16 protein-coding genes are annotated in these 13,936 nt (G+C 44.5%); 6 read left to right on the top strand and 10 right to left on the bottom strand.

All coding sequences use genetic code 11. The features are described from left to right. The coding region (gene corA / locus ACE5CV_RS11830) for a magnesium/cobalt transporter CorA (RefSeq protein ID WP_374950385.1) at positions 1–619 on the top strand (619 nt) is incomplete at its 5' end. 80 nt (positions 620–699) lie between these two features. On the opposite strand, the gene ACE5CV_RS11825 is transcribed toward corA, so the two are convergent. From ACE5CV_RS11825 to ACE5CV_RS11805, 5 genes are all read right to left on the bottom strand, one after another. Continuing rightward, positions 700–1,818, bottom strand: a complete 1,119-nt coding sequence (locus ACE5CV_RS11825; protein WP_374950384.1) for an acyltransferase family protein — start codon at positions 1,816–1,818, stop codon at positions 700–702. Between the two features lie 102 nt (positions 1,819–1,920). Continuing rightward, the gene (locus tag ACE5CV_RS11820; RefSeq protein ID WP_374950383.1) at positions 1,921–3,033 is read right to left on the bottom strand and encodes an acyltransferase family protein; all 1,113 of its coding nucleotides are present in this window, start codon (positions 3,031–3,033) and stop codon (positions 1,921–1,923) included. Between the two features lie 177 nt (positions 3,034–3,210). Beyond that, entirely contained in the window at positions 3,211–3,867 is a 657-nt protein-coding gene (msrA, locus tag ACE5CV_RS11815; protein ID WP_374950382.1) for a peptide-methionine (S)-S-oxide reductase MsrA, read from the bottom strand. 83 nt (positions 3,868–3,950) lie between these two features. Further along, entirely contained in the window at positions 3,951–4,190 is a 240-nt protein-coding gene (locus ACE5CV_RS11810; protein ID WP_374950381.1) for a DUF3820 family protein, read from the bottom strand. Between the two features lie 24 nt (positions 4,191–4,214). Continuing rightward, a complete protein-coding gene (locus tag ACE5CV_RS11805) occupies positions 4,215–5,156 on the bottom strand; it encodes an MBL fold metallo-hydrolase (protein WP_374950380.1) in 942 nt (313 codons plus the stop codon). Between the two features lie 155 nt (positions 5,157–5,311). Here ACE5CV_RS11805 and ACE5CV_RS11800 point away from each other — a divergent pair, with 155 nt between their 5' ends. Continuing rightward, positions 5,312–5,542: a hypothetical protein gene (locus ACE5CV_RS11800; protein WP_374950379.1), complete on the top strand. Its 231-nt coding sequence runs from the start codon at positions 5,312–5,314 to the stop codon at positions 5,540–5,542. Between the two features lies 1 nt (position 5,543). Beyond that, positions 5,544–6,494 (top strand): aldo/keto reductase, encoded by a 951-nt coding sequence (locus ACE5CV_RS11795; protein ID WP_374950378.1) that lies wholly within the window; start codon positions 5,544–5,546, stop codon positions 6,492–6,494. Between the two features lie 64 nt (positions 6,495–6,558). Here the strand turns inward: ACE5CV_RS11795 and ACE5CV_RS11790 are convergent, their stop codons facing one another. Further along, positions 6,559–7,278 carry a hypothetical protein gene (locus ACE5CV_RS11790; RefSeq protein WP_374950377.1) on the bottom strand — a complete coding sequence of 240 codons (720 nt, stop codon included), beginning with the start codon at positions 7,276–7,278 and terminating at the stop codon, positions 6,559–6,561. A gap of 289 nt (positions 7,279–7,567) precedes the next feature. On the opposite strand from ACE5CV_RS11790, the gene ACE5CV_RS11785 reads away from it, so the two are divergent. Further along, complete coding sequence (locus ACE5CV_RS11785; RefSeq protein ID WP_374950376.1) at positions 7,568–8,872, top strand: PQQ-dependent sugar dehydrogenase; 1,305 nt, start codon at positions 7,568–7,570, stop codon at positions 8,870–8,872. 73 nt (positions 8,873–8,945) lie between these two features. Here ACE5CV_RS11785 and ACE5CV_RS11780 read toward each other — a convergent pair whose 3' ends face one another. Genes ACE5CV_RS11780 through ACE5CV_RS11765 form a run of 4 tightly spaced genes read right to left on the bottom strand, consistent with a single transcriptional unit; the run spans position 8,946 to position 11,820 of the window. Next, positions 8,946–9,200, bottom strand: a complete 255-nt coding sequence (locus ACE5CV_RS11780; protein WP_374950375.1) for a hypothetical protein — start codon at positions 9,198–9,200, stop codon at positions 8,946–8,948. Between the two features lie 34 nt (positions 9,201–9,234). Continuing rightward, on the bottom strand, positions 9,235–9,984 hold the full coding sequence (locus tag ACE5CV_RS11775) for an ABC transporter ATP-binding protein (protein WP_374950374.1): 750 nt from the start codon (positions 9,982–9,984) through the stop codon (positions 9,235–9,237). Continuing rightward, complete coding sequence (locus tag ACE5CV_RS11770; RefSeq protein WP_374950373.1) at positions 9,981–10,847, bottom strand: ABC transporter permease; 867 nt, start codon at positions 10,845–10,847, stop codon at positions 9,981–9,983. The genes ACE5CV_RS11775 and ACE5CV_RS11770 overlap by 4 nt, the downstream gene beginning before the upstream one ends. Before the next feature lies 1 nt (position 10,848). Further along, positions 10,849–11,820 (bottom strand): ABC transporter substrate-binding protein, encoded by a 972-nt coding sequence (locus tag ACE5CV_RS11765; RefSeq protein WP_374950372.1) that lies wholly within the window; start codon positions 11,818–11,820, stop codon positions 10,849–10,851. Positions 11,821–12,170: 350 nt separating this feature from the next. On the opposite strand from ACE5CV_RS11765, the gene ACE5CV_RS11760 reads away from it, so the two are divergent. Continuing rightward, positions 12,171–12,692, top strand: a complete 522-nt coding sequence (locus ACE5CV_RS11760; protein ID WP_374950371.1) for an SHOCT domain-containing protein — start codon at positions 12,171–12,173, stop codon at positions 12,690–12,692. A gap of 79 nt (positions 12,693–12,771) precedes the next feature. Next, positions 12,772–13,917: a methionine aminotransferase gene (locus ACE5CV_RS11755; protein WP_374950370.1), complete on the top strand. Its 1,146-nt coding sequence runs from the start codon at positions 12,772–12,774 to the stop codon at positions 13,915–13,917. The last annotated feature ends 19 nt before the right edge of the window (positions 13,918–13,936 follow it).

Here is a 13,936-nt window from a genome sequence, read left to right as displayed (position 1 = left end):
TATCCGCACGGCGGGGCCGGGTTATATATTTTACGCCCTTACCGATACCATTTTAGACAACTACTTTGTACTGCTATCGCAACTGGGCGATATGATAGACCAAACCGAAGACAAGCTTTACCAAAGCCCCGATAAAAGCATCATGTTTGATGCGCAGCAATTGAAACGTACGCTCATCACCATCCGCCGTGCCTGCTGGCCAGAGCGCGATAAGATAAACGATATGATCCGCAGCGAAAGCCCCGAAATCACCAAGGATACCAAAATATACCTGCGCGACGCCTACGACCACTGCATACAGGCGATGGACATGGTTGAAAGTTATAAAGAGGTTACCAGCAGCATTATAGACCTGTACCTGAGCATGGTTAGCAACCGCATGAACGAGATTATGAAGGTGCTTACCATCATATCGGTCATCTTTATCCCCTTAACTTTTATTGCCGGCGTTTATGGTATGAACTTTAGCCACCTTGATGCGAACGGGCACGTAATACCCGATAATATGCCCGAGTTATACATGCATCATGCCTATTTATACACATTACTGTTGATGTTCCTGATTGGCGCCGGTTTGGTTTTCGTTTTTTGGAGGAAAGGCTGGTTCAATAAATTGTAACTGCCCCCCGCAAATGATAGTTAAAAATAGTTAAGTAACATATACGAAGGCAATTCTGTTCAGCAATTAGTTTAACAGTACTATTGGGCTGTACGAACCAAAAATTTCTTTTTTAACCAGGCTCTTACCGGTTCATCATATAGTTTAAGGGCGGCGTATGCCAGCAGTATAAAAAAGAGAAACAGGCCGACTGCATACATGAAAACCAATGACCCGGCGGGCTTCATTTTTACGATCCAAAAGCTGTAAATGTAAATAAACGGATAGTGCATAATATACAAAGGGTACGATATAATGCCCGAGAACCTACATAGTTTGGCCCAGAGGCCACTGACCTCCCCACCGGCACCCATAGAAATAATAACGGGAAAAACACCAATAACTATCGCGGCTTCATAATAGCCGTTCCAGCTGAACCATGGCGAAATGAAAATAAATAATAATAATACCGAGCAGATGCTGTAAGCGTTTGAAATTCTGATTAAGAAGCCCGAACGGAACAATAGTAATCCCGCAAAAAACGGGAACATCATACGCACCGGGCCTAACCATACATTAGGATATCCTAATCTTTTACCACCGGAGATGAGTGGAGCAATGAATTGTGAGCTACTTAACGAATATCCCCAGCCGCCATCAAGCCCGTTGTGGTCTACCGATACAATGATCAGTGCCACACCGCAGATGGCAACCAAAAAGCTTAAAGCACTTTTAGTTAATTTCCTACCTATTAAAGCGTATATTATGTTAGCTACATATTCCTGCATTAAACTCCAGCAAGGCCCATCCAATGGGTAAATACTACCGGTACCTTGTTTATTCATCGGCATCGGAATCAGAAAAACACCTAAAACGGTTATACCGATTAGTTTAACAATATTTACAACGTCGGAGTCTTTATAAGGGTTGATTAAAAAGCAAACAGCGCCAGTTAAAGTAGCCAGTACCAACAGCGGTTGCAGGCGAATGATCCTGATCTTAAAAAACTGTTTAATGGTCATCCCGTTCGCCCACCGGTCATCATAAGCATAGCCTACCACAAACCCGGATAGCAGATAAAAAAAATCTACCGCAAGGTAGCCATGATGCATAGGGTGTTTAGGCAGATCTGGATAATAGGCTTCAAGGAGGTGGAAAACAACAACTAGTATAGCGGCAGTACCACGCAATCCATCTAAAACATTATAATGAGGTTTCATAGTTGCTAAAGCCACTTATCAAACCCTTAAGCTGACGGCACGGCGGTTAAAAGGGCAAAGTTAACATTATAAATGTGTTGCGTACCGATGTGTTTAACATTTCTATCCGGCAGTTAGATATTTCTTTTTAAGCCAAGCCCTAACCGGCTCGTCATATAACTTCAACGCGGCATAAGCCAGCACCATAAACAATGAGAACAAACCAATGGCTATCAGCAAAACAGTTTCGGGGGCCGGTTTGGCTTTAGCTATCCAGAAGGTATAAATGTAGATAAAGGGATAGTGGATAATGTAGATAGGGTATGAGATTTCACCGGAAAATTTGCAGAGCTTTGCCCACCTGCCGCTGATTTGTCCCCCTGCTCCTGCTGCAACAATAACCGGGAAGGCGAAGATGATACAAGCCGCATCAAAATAACCATTCCAACTGTACCACGGGAAAAAGAACAGGCCGGCAAGCAACAAAGAACATACTGTGTAAGCCATCCGGATCCTTATCAGTTTACCGGTACGGAAAAGTAACAACCCGGCAAAAAACGGAAACATCATTCGTACCGGTGCTACCAAAACGTTAGGATAGCCACCTGAGTTTGGCCCGTAAAAGAAATCGGCAATAAACCTCGATTGTATTTTTCCATAGCCCCAGCCGGTGCCTACATCGCCATGATCTACAGAAACTATGGTCAGCACAGTGGCACTAATGATAACAAGCGTCCACAAAGCGGGTTTATTGAGTTTGCGGCCAACAATGGCGTAAAGAATGTTAGCTAGGTATTCCTGCATCAAACTCCAGCACGGGCCGTCTAACGGATGGGTTTCACCCCAGCCCCGCACATCTAAAGGTGCTGGCAGTAATGTAAAGCCAAACAATATAACGGCTATGAACTTACCGATATTGATCACCTGCATATCTTTGTAAGGATCGAACCAAAAGCATATAGCGCCAATTATAGTCCCCAAAATCACCAGCGGATGCAGGCGAATAGCCCTGATCTTAAAGAATTGTTTAACCGTCATTCCCTTTGCCCAACGATCGTCATAAGCATAGCCTACTACAAAGCCGGATAACAGGTAAAAGAAATCTACTGCTAAATAACCGTGATGCATAGGGTGTTTGGGCAGTTCAGGATAAAAACCTTCCATCAAGTGGAAAATAACCACTAGTATAGCAGCTGTGCCGCGCAAGCCATCCAGAATTGGATAATGAGGTTTCATAAAATACCGACAGATAAGGTTGATGGTTTTTAAAGGTAGTTGAATGACGTAACATTCGCAAACGACAGCATCACCATAAAACAAAAAAGAGCGATGGATTGCTCCGTCGCTCTTTGTCATATCTAAATGCATGTTTTTCTCACGTTTGCATGATTTCAACACCGCATGCCTGATGTCTTATTTTTGAAACTCCGGCTTCAATTGCGCTTTCATTGCCTTCCTAAACTTCATAACTTTAGGCTCGGACACGCTACTGATATATGGATTATCGCCATTAGTGCGGTAATATCCCTGGTGATAATTCTCGGCAGCATAAAACACCTTAAACGGCACCACCTGAGTAACAACAGGATTAGTATAATGCTTTGTTGCGTTAACTTTTTTGATGATGCCTTCTAAAGTAGCCTTTTCCTGGGGGTTTCGGTAAAAAGCAATGGAGCGATAATCGGTACCTTCATCAGGACCCTGACGGTTAAGCGTAGTGGGATCGTGGGCGAAAAAGAATGCCTCGGCTAAGGAAGCGTAACTGATAATGTTCGGGTTGTAATAGATCTGTGATACTTCGGCATGGTTTGTTGTACGCGTGCTTACTTTTTCATAAGTAGGGTTTTTTGTGTTGCCGCCAGCATAGCCAGATACAACCTTGCTCACCCCTTTCAACTCGCTCATTGCCTCGCTCATACTCCAGAAACAGCCTCCGCCAAACGTGGCAACGGCTTCGCCGGCAGCGGGTTTAGGAACGGACGCAATAGCGTTGCGGCCTGCGCCGGTTTGCCCGTTGGCGCAACCTAAAAACAATATTATAGATGCAAAATATAATCCTAACTTTTTCATGGTTTTTGTTGATTGATCTTTTACAAGATACGCATTAACACATTTTATAGTTGTACTAAAGCGTCATGCACAGGTAAACATCCTTAGTACTTCCCATGCTTCTGTTTGATCAGGTAAAGCAGTTTATCCAGTCCGTTTATTTTTACTTCATAGGCGCTTGAAAGCAACATGCCCAGTTTACCAGCAGGAAAACCCTTTTTATGCATCCACTCCAGGTAGCTCACCGGTATATCGCAAACCAAGGTGCCTTTGTACTTACCAAAGGGCATCCGGGTGTTAACTACATCAACTAAGATATTAGGGTCGGCGTTTACATTTTCCACTGGGGTAAATGTAAAACAAATCCCTTAAGCCCAGGCTTTGCTTGCCTGCCTTACAATAAAAAAACTGGCTATGGCTGCTGTAACTGCTAATGCTGCCTTCAATTTAATAGTTCCCCGGTAGGGAGGAATGCTGCGCACACCAAATTCATCAGAAACCGCCGCGTGCCCTACATAACGACCGCTGCCAGGCACGGCAACACTTTCGAAACGGTTTGCAAGGTAGTTAAGACCGGTTTGCAATTCCTTACCGCGCATTACGGGGCCGTGCCCGGTAGCGGCTATCCGGGGTTGTAACGCCGACAATTTACGAACGGATTTCGCCGCAGCTATCCAATCGGAAGTAATATATTTTGGCGGGCCAGAAACCTTTTTGGCATAAGTAGCTAAATAAAACGCCGACTCGGCCGGAGTAGTTGTAAATGCATCACCTGCGATAAGCGTAGTATTAAGCGGAAAAAATAAGGAAATATGTCCGGGCGTATGCCCCGGTGTATGGATAACCTTCCACTCAGGCAATTCAGGAATGCCGTCGTAAAGGTCAATTTCGCGAATATTACGGCTTACATCAATCGCTTTGGTGGGAAACACGAATGACATCAGGCTCATCAGCCCGCCCCCCACTTCCGGATCTACCGGCGGATAATTTGATCGGCCGGTTAGATAAGGCAGTTCTAACTTATGCGCATAAACGGGCACATCCCATACCTTCAACAGATCATACACCGAACCCGCATGGTCTGAATGACCGTGAGTTAAAACAACAGCTGCGGGGCGCGTACCCAGGCCAAAAAGAGCCTCGGCCATAGCCACTATTTTGCCTGCTGAGCCCTTAAGCCCGGTATCCACTAAAACCCAGCCTTTACCGGCACTACGCCGGTTAGCTATCATATATACATTTACAAAAGTTAGTCGCATCCCCCAAACACCCTGGCCAACCTGGAAATATTTTACATTATTATAAAGCATAATTTATTATTGGTTAAAATATTAACATAATGCTAACATAAATAGTTTTAGCAGCCGTATTCTTTAAATCTCTAAAAGGGTGACAAGACTAAGAGATAAACCAGCGCGGTAAAACACAAACCTGTGGTTGTTGTTAAATTTTAAACGAAACCAATATGGAACAACAATTTGATGCGGTACTTACCGGCTCGGATACCGAGGTGAACGGCGTGGTTACCGAAAATAACGGAATATATGAGTTTAATGCACTTGATGAAAGTTTGCAGTTAACTATCGCCCGCGATGCTAATGGCCACTGGACACGCATAGCAGGCAGTGAGCCTTATTTTTCGGGATGGGTAGATGAATTGGCGGAGCAGATCCCGACAGCCCAAAATTTGTTATAAAATGGAAAAAAGGACTTTAGGAAGATCGGACCTCAGCGTAGTGCCTTTTGTTTTTGGCGGCAACGTTTTTGGATGGACGGCTGATGAAAAAACTTCGCTCCAACTGCTGGATGCTTTTGTTGATCATGGTTTTGATTTTGTTGATACCGCCGATGTCTATTCTAAATGGGTACCCGGCAATACCGGAGGAGAATCCGAAACGATTATTGGTAACTGGATTAAACAAAGTGGTAAGCGCGATAAGATTGTTTTGGCAACAAAGGTTGGCAAACCTATGGGCAATGGTAAACAAGGATTGTCAAAGGCTTACATTACCAAAGCTGTTGACGACTCTTTAAAGCGGCTGCAAACCGATTATATCGATTTGTATCAATCGCACGATGATGACCAGGGCATCCCACTTGCCGAAACCCTTGAGGTTTATACCGATCTGATCAAGCAGGGGAAAGTGCGGGCGATTGGTGCGTCAAACTATAGCGCCGGCCGTTTGCGTGAGGCGTTGCAGGTAAGTCGCGATAATGGCTTTGCCCGTTACGAAAGCTTGCAACCCGAATACAATTTATATGATCGTGAGGACTATGAAAAACAGTATGAGTCACTATGTCGTGAGAACGATTTAGGGGTGATCACTTATTATTCTCTGGCAAGTGGTTTCCTCACTGGTAAATACCGTTCTGAAGATGACTTGAATAAAAGCCAGCGCGGCGGTGGTGTAAAAAAATACCTTAATAGTCGTGGTTATAAAATTTTGGCCGCATTGGATAAGGTGGCAGGGCATTACAACACTACTCCGGCTGCTATAGCGTTGGCCTGGGTAATGGCAAGGCCAGGCATTACCGCGCCAATTGCCAGTGCTACCAGCGTTCATCAGCTCAAAGAATTAACAAAAGCTGCAGAAATAAACTTAAATACGGAAAGCCTGGAAAGCTTAACTACGGCCAGCAACTATTAACAGTAAAAGCCCCGCAAAATATGCGGGGCTTTTTATTTATATATATGATTGAGGGAATTGCCTACTACAATCTTGGCCTTGACATGCCCATGCGCCCGGGATTTTGAGCGAATTGACCGCCACCACCGTTATTGCCTCTGTCGCGGCCACCTCCATTGTTTGATGGCTGGGCTTGTTGGCCCTGACCACCGCCCCAGTTGCTACGGCCACGGTCATCATTACGGTTTGGTTGTGATGGCTGTTGTGGCTGGCCTTGACCACCGCCCCAGTTACCACGGCCACGGTCGTCGTTACGGTTTGGTTGGTTGTAACCGTTATTACGCGGTTGATTGCCCCAAGCGCCCCTGTTATCTAACCCGCGCCCCGCGTAATTATTATTGCCGCGGTTCCAGTCACCACGGTTAGCGTTGCCACCCCAGCGGCCGCGGTAAACATCATGGTTCATATATGGTCGGCGTCCCCTAATTTCAAACCGGCGTGCGGTACGCCAATCGTAATTGCGGTAGGCACCCGGTAAATATGCTGCAGATATCCATCTGCCGCCATCATTATAAAAATAACGATGTAATGGGATACTGTAATAAGCCTCAACCTCCGGCAGGTAATAGTAATCATCGCTGTCGTCAAAGTCGTCGTTATAGATCGGCTCAACAGGCTGCGGGGCAGGAACGTAAACATGGCGGGCAGGTAAATTAAACCCTACATGTATCGAAACCTGTGCTTTAGCATTGTTATAAACTAAACTGCTAAATAATATTGCTGATAGTATAACTGACTTTTTCATATTCTTTAAAATTTATACATATATGACAGCTACTTACAGCTAAGGTTTAACCTGCATTTACTAATAATACTAAGCCGAGAGCTTTATCAAGAATTTAATATTAACATATTCCACTTTCATAAAATTTAATTCTTAAAAAGCATTGCTGTAATTCCTTTAACATTATAAGATTTCAAAAATCCTCTTTAAAATAGTTATAATTTTTCGTCTGCGAACTGTCGGGATAATCACATCTAGGTATTTAAAAGATAATCGGCTAAATTTGGCCACCCAATAAATCATCAACTTTATGAAAAACATCCAATCATTTGCATTAAGCCTCCCTGCGTTAGCTGTTGCCGGCCTTATGCTATTAAATTCCTGTTCGTCAAATTCCGGTAAATCCGGCGGACAAGACAGCACCGCTAAAGGTGCTACTGAAACCTCGGCCGGTTTAACATTACCCTCAGGCTTTACCGCCGTTGCTGTTGCCGAAAACCTTGGCGGCCCGCGGCATATATCTGTTACACCACAAGGAGAGATCTATGTAAAATTGGAAAGTCCTAACAATGGTAAAAGTGTATTACTACTGCATGAAACCAACGGCAAGGCCGAAATCAAAACCGGGTTTGGCGATTACCGCGGCTCTGGCATCAGAGTTAAAGATGGCTACCTGTACACATCATCTAATGAAGAAGTTTATCGATATAAGCTTAATGCCAACAACGAAGTAATAGACACAAGCAAGCGGGAGACAGTTGTTACCGGTTTAATAAACCGCAAACAACACGAGGCCAAGTCTTTTACATTGGATGATGCCGGAAACCTATATGTAAATATTGGCGCGTACTCCAACTCTTGCCAGGTTAAAGATCGTGAGGCAGGCTCGATGGGCCAGCCGGGATGCCCCATCTTAGATTCAGCAGGAGGTATCTGGCAATTTAAAGCGGCTAAACTAAACCAAACTTATAAAGACGGGGTTCGCTATGCAACAGGTTTACGTAACGTGGTTGGTTTAGACTGGAACAAGCAGGAAAACAAATTATATGTAATGCAACATGGCCGCGATGGCCTGCATGACCTGTTCCCCGCTATGTATACTACCAAGCAACAGGCCATTTTACCAGCTGAGTGTATGTATGCCATTAATAGAGGCGATAATGCTGGCTGGCCATATATTTATTACGACCAGGAGCAAAAGAAAAAGATCCTTTCGCCAGAGTATGGCGGTGACGGTAAAAAAGAAGGCGATAGTAAATTTATTGATCCGGTTGCTGCTTATCCGGGCCACCTTGCACCAAACGGCCTGTTATTTTACACTGGCGACCAATTCCCGGCTAAATACAAAAACGGCGCCTTTATTGCCTTTCACGGGTCGTGGAACCGTGCACCAGAACCGCAGGCTGGTTACTTCGTGGTTTTTCAACCTTTTAAAAACGGAAAAGCAGATGGTAAGTGGGAAGTGTTTGCTGACGGTTTCTCTGGTTCGCCAGAAAACACTGCGGGTGGTAAAGCGATACACCGCCCATGTGGTTTAGCGCAAGGGCCTGATGGTTCTTTATATGTAACCGACGATGCAAAGGGAACCGTGTATAAGATCAGCTACAAAAAATAAACTAACCATCAACATCAAAGATCAGTAAAAGCAATTAATAGAAAAGGGAGCCAGTATTTGGTTCCCTTTTTATTTAAGCTGCTAATCTTTGAATCAACGGCATTTTGTTTTTTTCAATCAGATAGTTATTCATCAGTTCGTTCTCTGAAATAATAACGCTGAAATCTTCAAACCTTACGCCGTCTTCGAAAGCATATAGCGTGTAACCGCGTTTATTACCGTCATAACCGCCCAGTTCATAAATCTCGTCGTGATTTTTGCTTTTTATTTTTGCGCCGCTCACTAACTGGTAAGCGTCGAATATATTTTCAAATGTATTGTTCTTCATGGTGCTAATGGCAATACAATTATTTTGCCACTATTTAGCTAAACCAATCGAATAGGTCATTTTGCTTTAAATTTAATTTTCCATCGGTCTGCACATCTTTCAACACTGCCCCCTCGCCCATTTGGATGATCCGCGAACCGTAGTTTGCCGCGTCCTTCAAATTGTGCGTTACCAGTATGGCTGTTATTCCAAACTGTTTGATCAGCCCGTCGGCAATACGCATCACATTATCTGCCGATTTAGGGTCGAGTGCGGCAGTGGGTTCATCTAATAATAAGATCTTGCAGTTATCCATTACGCTCATCAACAAAGTAAGCGCCTGTCTTTGCCCTCCCGATAGCGTACCGATTGGCTGCTCTATCTTATCCTCTAATCCCATGCCCAGCCCGGCTATCTTTTCTTTTACCAATTTTTTAAATGCATCATTTTTACCAATAGATAGTCCCTTTGATCTGGTACGTATGGCAGCCAGCCTAAAGTTATCTATGATGCTCAGATCTGCCGCAGTACCCGACAACGGGTTTTGAAAGATCCGCGCTATCCATTTACTACGCTGGTATTCCCGCAGGCGGGTTGCATCATTACCTTCAATAATCACCTTACCGGAGTCGGGCAACAGGTTTCCGGCTATCAAATTAAGCAGTGTGGTTTTACCCGATCCATTAGTACCAACAATGACTACAAATTCGCCTGCCTGTATATTAAGCGACACATTATTAAGCGCAGTTACCTGGTTGGGCTTGCCAGTGTTAAATGTTTTGCCGACGGATTGGATCTCGATCATCCTTTTTTAGTGGTTAAACGTGGTAAGCCAACAATTATCAATACAAATAGTGCCGTGACTAACTTTAGCAGATTGGCATCTACGCCAATGTTAAGCGTTAGGGCAAGCACAAATTGAAAAACAATGGCTCCGCATAACACTAACAGCAAGCTTAACCATACTGATGTTAGCTGCAGCCAATTAATTATACTTTCGGCTATGATGACTGACCCTAACCCTACTATTACAATACCGATACCCATGCTGATATCTGCGAAACCCTGCTGCTGTGCTATTAAATATCCACTCAGCGCTGTAAGTGCGTTAGCTATCGCCAGACCAATGATCTTCATTCGGTCGGTATTTACCCCAAGAGCGCGTATCATAGGTTCACTATTACCAGTTGCGCGCATGGCAATGCCAAAGTCGGTTTTTAACAGGTAGCCTATTAGCAGCGTTATCACTGTTACAAAACATACCAGGATAAGCAGGGAATTTTGATTGACATTGGCCGTGATGTTAAGCAGCGTAAAAAGATTAGGCATGCTAAGTAATGGCATGTTAGAACGGCCCAGAATAGTAAGGTTGATGGAGTATAGGGCGGTCATCACCAGGATGCCGGCAAGCAGCGCGTTGATCTTTAATTTAGTATGGATAACGCCGGTAAGTGCACCGGCCAGTGCACCGGCCAAAACAACCGCAGGCAAAATGAGGTACCCGGGCTGATTATGAGTTAGCATAGCGCCGGTAACTACTCCACCGAGGGTATAACTGCCGTCGGTAGTGATATCGGGGATATTGAAGACCTTCATCGATATATAGATACCGAAGGCGATCCCTGCAAAACAAAGGCCTTGTATTAAAGCGGTTAAATAAAAATCCATATTACTTTACGGCTTCAAAGCCTGATGGGATGATGATTTTATACTTTTTAGCGGCTGCCGCGTTGTATACACGCTTACGGATTTTCACCATCTCCAACCGCAAACCGCCCGTTTGGTGTGTTTTTAAATATTGGGCTGCCTGCACGCCGGATTGATAGCCCCATTGATAAATATCGGCACCAAAGGCAGCTACGGCACCCCGTTGTACCAAACCTGCTTCACTTGTAAAAATGGGTACATTTTTTTCATTACAGCTCTTCAGGATAGTTTCAAAGGCAGCAAACACAGTATTATCCGGGTTGGCAAAAAATGCGTCAATGTTTTTTGACAGCAGCGCTTGTGTTACCAGCTGCGCATCGGCAGATGAATTGAGCGGCAGGGCAATAACCTTTATATTTAGTTTTGCTGCCAGGCCTTTTATCCGTTCCAGGGCATCCGCAGATTGTGGTTCCGACTGATTGAAGATCATCCCGACGGTTAACGGGCTTCCTTTAGCTTTAATCAGCTGAGGGATAAGCGCAAAGGAGGTATCGATATAGTTAAGGTCTTCCATTGTGCCGAATAGATTTGCCGGCGCTTTGCCGTTAGCACCGGTAACCTTCATCCTTCCTGGCGTTGGTGATACCATCTGGAAGATAGGGATGGTTTTTGTTTTTTGGATGGCGGCAACGGTTGATAGCGTGGTGGAAGTTGCCAGCAGATCTACCCCCTCTGACACAAAATAATTAACTATTTGTGTAAGTGTAGGTATGCTGCCCTGGGCGTTACGGTATTCTATCCTGATGTTCTTTTGATCTTCACTATATCCGCCTTTTTTAAGCGCATCTACAAAGCCATTTTTAGCCTGGGCAATGGTGGCATCCTCAAACGCATCAACAAACCCAACAACGGGCACACCCGGCGTTTTTGACGAGTTGCATGACAAGGCAGAAGCGATAAATAAGGCAGCAAAAAGGGGCTTGAAAATTTTCATTTCACTAAGGTAACTATTAGGTATAAAACCAGGGATGTTAACCGCAATTATTTCGGACCAGGCTTGTAAAAGGACGTTTAATTAACATTGCTTATTGTAGCCACTCATCCACAAAAAAAGCGTACAACTATTAACAAAGGTTTACACTTTTTTTCAAATTATTTTATAAATAACTGATTAATAATTATTTATAAAAAACATGGGTTAACATGAAAAATGCTCTGCAACCGGATTTTTCCCGGGAACCCCGTCACGCGCCGCTCTGGCAAGAGAATGCTGTGTATCTCGCGCAAATAACATTTTTGTAATTATATCTATTGCACTATTAACGATACCTAAACTTTAAATCAATGAAAAAACTTTTGCTATTTGCCTTGCTCGTAGTATCGACGGCCGCCAGCGCGCAAAAAATGAACGACTATAAAGCCACCAATGGTGTTACCTATAAAATTGGCGATACGGTAAAGCTCGGCCGCGGTTCGGCACCTTACGGGTCTTTCAATTACATGCAAATGGGCGGCGTAGGTGCGTTTCTGGCACACAAACAACAGCGCGGCGATCAGTTAAACATCGACAAAACCTACGCTAATACAGCGGTGATAGTTAAAGGCATCAAATCGTCAAGGATGAATGGCGCGCAAAAAGTTGTATTTGCCGTCAGGGCCGATGCACCGGTAAATTTCAATTTAACTATTGACGATGCCATACAAACCTGCGAGGTTATCCCTTGCAGCAATCAGCCCGGTAGTGTTGCGGCGCCGCCCGTAATGAGCGTGGCCGACGAAATAGCCAAGCTGAAAAAGTTGCTGGATAGCGGAGCCTTAACCCAGGGAGAGTACGACGCGCAGAAGAAAAAGCTGCTGGGTATGTAATGCCATAAGGACTTATTTCAGCACTGATTTTTTCAACAAAAACTAGCCTTATGGGCTTTTTTGGCTATTTTAGCCCTTAATGATACCTGTAATTTCAAAATTACCGCAAACCGGGACGACGATATTCACTACCATGTCTGCGCTGGCAAATGAAACCGGCGCTATCAATTTATCACAGGGATTTCCGGATTACGACTGCAGCCCCCAACTCGTTGAACTGGTTAATAAGGCCATGCAAAATGGTCATAACCAGTACGCGCCAATGGCCGGTGTTATGGCCCTGCGCGAGCAGATCGCTGCCAAAACAGAGAGGCTTTACGGCAGCGTTTACAACCCGGATACCGATATAACGATTACCGCCGGCGGCACCCAAGCTATATTTACTGCTATCAGCGCTGTTATACACCCTAACGATGAGGTGATCATTTTTGAACCTGCTTATGATTGCTATGCACCCGCTATAAAACTTATGGGCGGCGTAGTAAAGTCATTGGAACTGGAACCACCAAACTACCGCATTGCGTGGGATATGGTAAAAAGGCTGATCAACAATAAAACCCGGATGATCATCCTTAACTCGCCGCATAACCCAACCGCTACTATACTAAGCAAGGAAGATATTGATGAGCTAAGCGCACTGGTTAAGAACCAGGACATACTAATACTAAGCGATGAGGTGTACGAGCACCTGGTGTTTGATGGTGAAGTACACCACAGCATGGCCCGCTATCCCGAATTGCAGCAGCGCAGTTTCATCATTTCATCGTTCGGCAAAACATTCCATGCCACCGGTTGGAAAATGGGTTACTGCCTCGCCCCTGCTTATCTTACCCAGGAGTTCAGGAAAATTCACCAGTTTTTGGTTTTTAGTGTAAACACACCTGTGCAATATGCGATTGCCGAATACCTAAAGGACGAGCATACTTACCTTGACCTTCCTGCATTTTTCCAACAAAAGCGCGATTACTTTAGGGCCGGGCTGCAAAACACACGTTTTAAGCTGCTGCCTTGTGCAGGTTCCTACTTTCAATCGGTCGCTTATGACGCAATCACAGATGAGAAGGATACCGATTTTGCCATCCGCCTTACCAAAGAATTTGGGGTAGCCGCAATACCTGTATCAGCCTTTTACCGCAAAGGGATTGACAGGCATATCTTGCGGTTTTGTTTCGCTAAAAGGCAAGAAACTTTAGATAATGCCGTTGATAAACTGATTAAGGTTTAACCTTACCGCAACGTTTACG

Origin of the sequence: Mucilaginibacter sp., from assembly GCF_964263795.1 — a bacterium.
Lineage (GTDB): Bacteria > Bacteroidota > Bacteroidia > Sphingobacteriales > Sphingobacteriaceae > Mucilaginibacter.
The sequence above is the reverse complement of the archived record's forward strand: the minus strand, read 5'-3'. Positions and strand labels throughout refer to the sequence as shown.

What these genes read in the sequence shown, in the direction of transcription:
- ACE5CV_RS11765 (WP_374950372.1), bottom strand. Translation starts at nt 11,820, where the DNA reads ATGAAAATTTTCAAGCCCCTTTTTGCTGCCTTATTTATCGCTTCTGCC.
- ACE5CV_RS11760 (WP_374950371.1), top strand. Translation starts at nt 12,171, where the DNA reads ATGAAAAAACTTTTGCTATTTGCCTTGCTCGTAGTATCGACGGCCGCC.
- ACE5CV_RS11795 (WP_374950378.1), top strand. Translation starts at nt 5,544, where the DNA reads ATGGAAAAAAGGACTTTAGGAAGATCGGACCTCAGCGTAGTGCCTTTT.
- ACE5CV_RS11825 (WP_374950384.1), bottom strand. Translation starts at nt 1,818, where the DNA reads ATGAAACCTCATTATAATGTTTTAGATGGATTGCGTGGTACTGCCGCT.
- ACE5CV_RS11790 (WP_374950377.1), bottom strand. Translation starts at nt 7,278, where the DNA reads ATGAAAAAGTCAGTTATACTATCAGCAATATTATTTAGCAGTTTAGTT.
- ACE5CV_RS11805 (WP_374950380.1), bottom strand. Translation starts at nt 5,156, where the DNA reads ATGCTTTATAATAATGTAAAATATTTCCAGGTTGGCCAGGGTGTTTGG.
- ACE5CV_RS11800 (WP_374950379.1), top strand. Translation starts at nt 5,312, where the DNA reads ATGGAACAACAATTTGATGCGGTACTTACCGGCTCGGATACCGAGGTG.
- ACE5CV_RS11780 (WP_374950375.1), bottom strand. Translation starts at nt 9,200, where the DNA reads ATGAAGAACAATACATTTGAAAATATATTCGACGCTTACCAGTTAGTG.
- ACE5CV_RS11770 (WP_374950373.1), bottom strand. Translation starts at nt 10,847, where the DNA reads ATGGATTTTTATTTAACCGCTTTAATACAAGGCCTTTGTTTTGCAGGG.
- ACE5CV_RS11755 (WP_374950370.1), top strand. Translation starts at nt 12,772, where the DNA reads ATGATACCTGTAATTTCAAAATTACCGCAAACCGGGACGACGATATTC.
- msrA (WP_374950382.1), bottom strand. Translation starts at nt 3,867, where the DNA reads ATGAAAAAGTTAGGATTATATTTTGCATCTATAATATTGTTTTTAGGT.
- ACE5CV_RS11820 (WP_374950383.1), bottom strand. Translation starts at nt 3,033, where the DNA reads ATGAAACCTCATTATCCAATTCTGGATGGCTTGCGCGGCACAGCTGCT.
- ACE5CV_RS11775 (WP_374950374.1), bottom strand. Translation starts at nt 9,984, where the DNA reads ATGATCGAGATCCAATCCGTCGGCAAAACATTTAACACTGGCAAGCCC.
- ACE5CV_RS11785 (WP_374950376.1), top strand. Translation starts at nt 7,568, where the DNA reads ATGAAAAACATCCAATCATTTGCATTAAGCCTCCCTGCGTTAGCTGTT.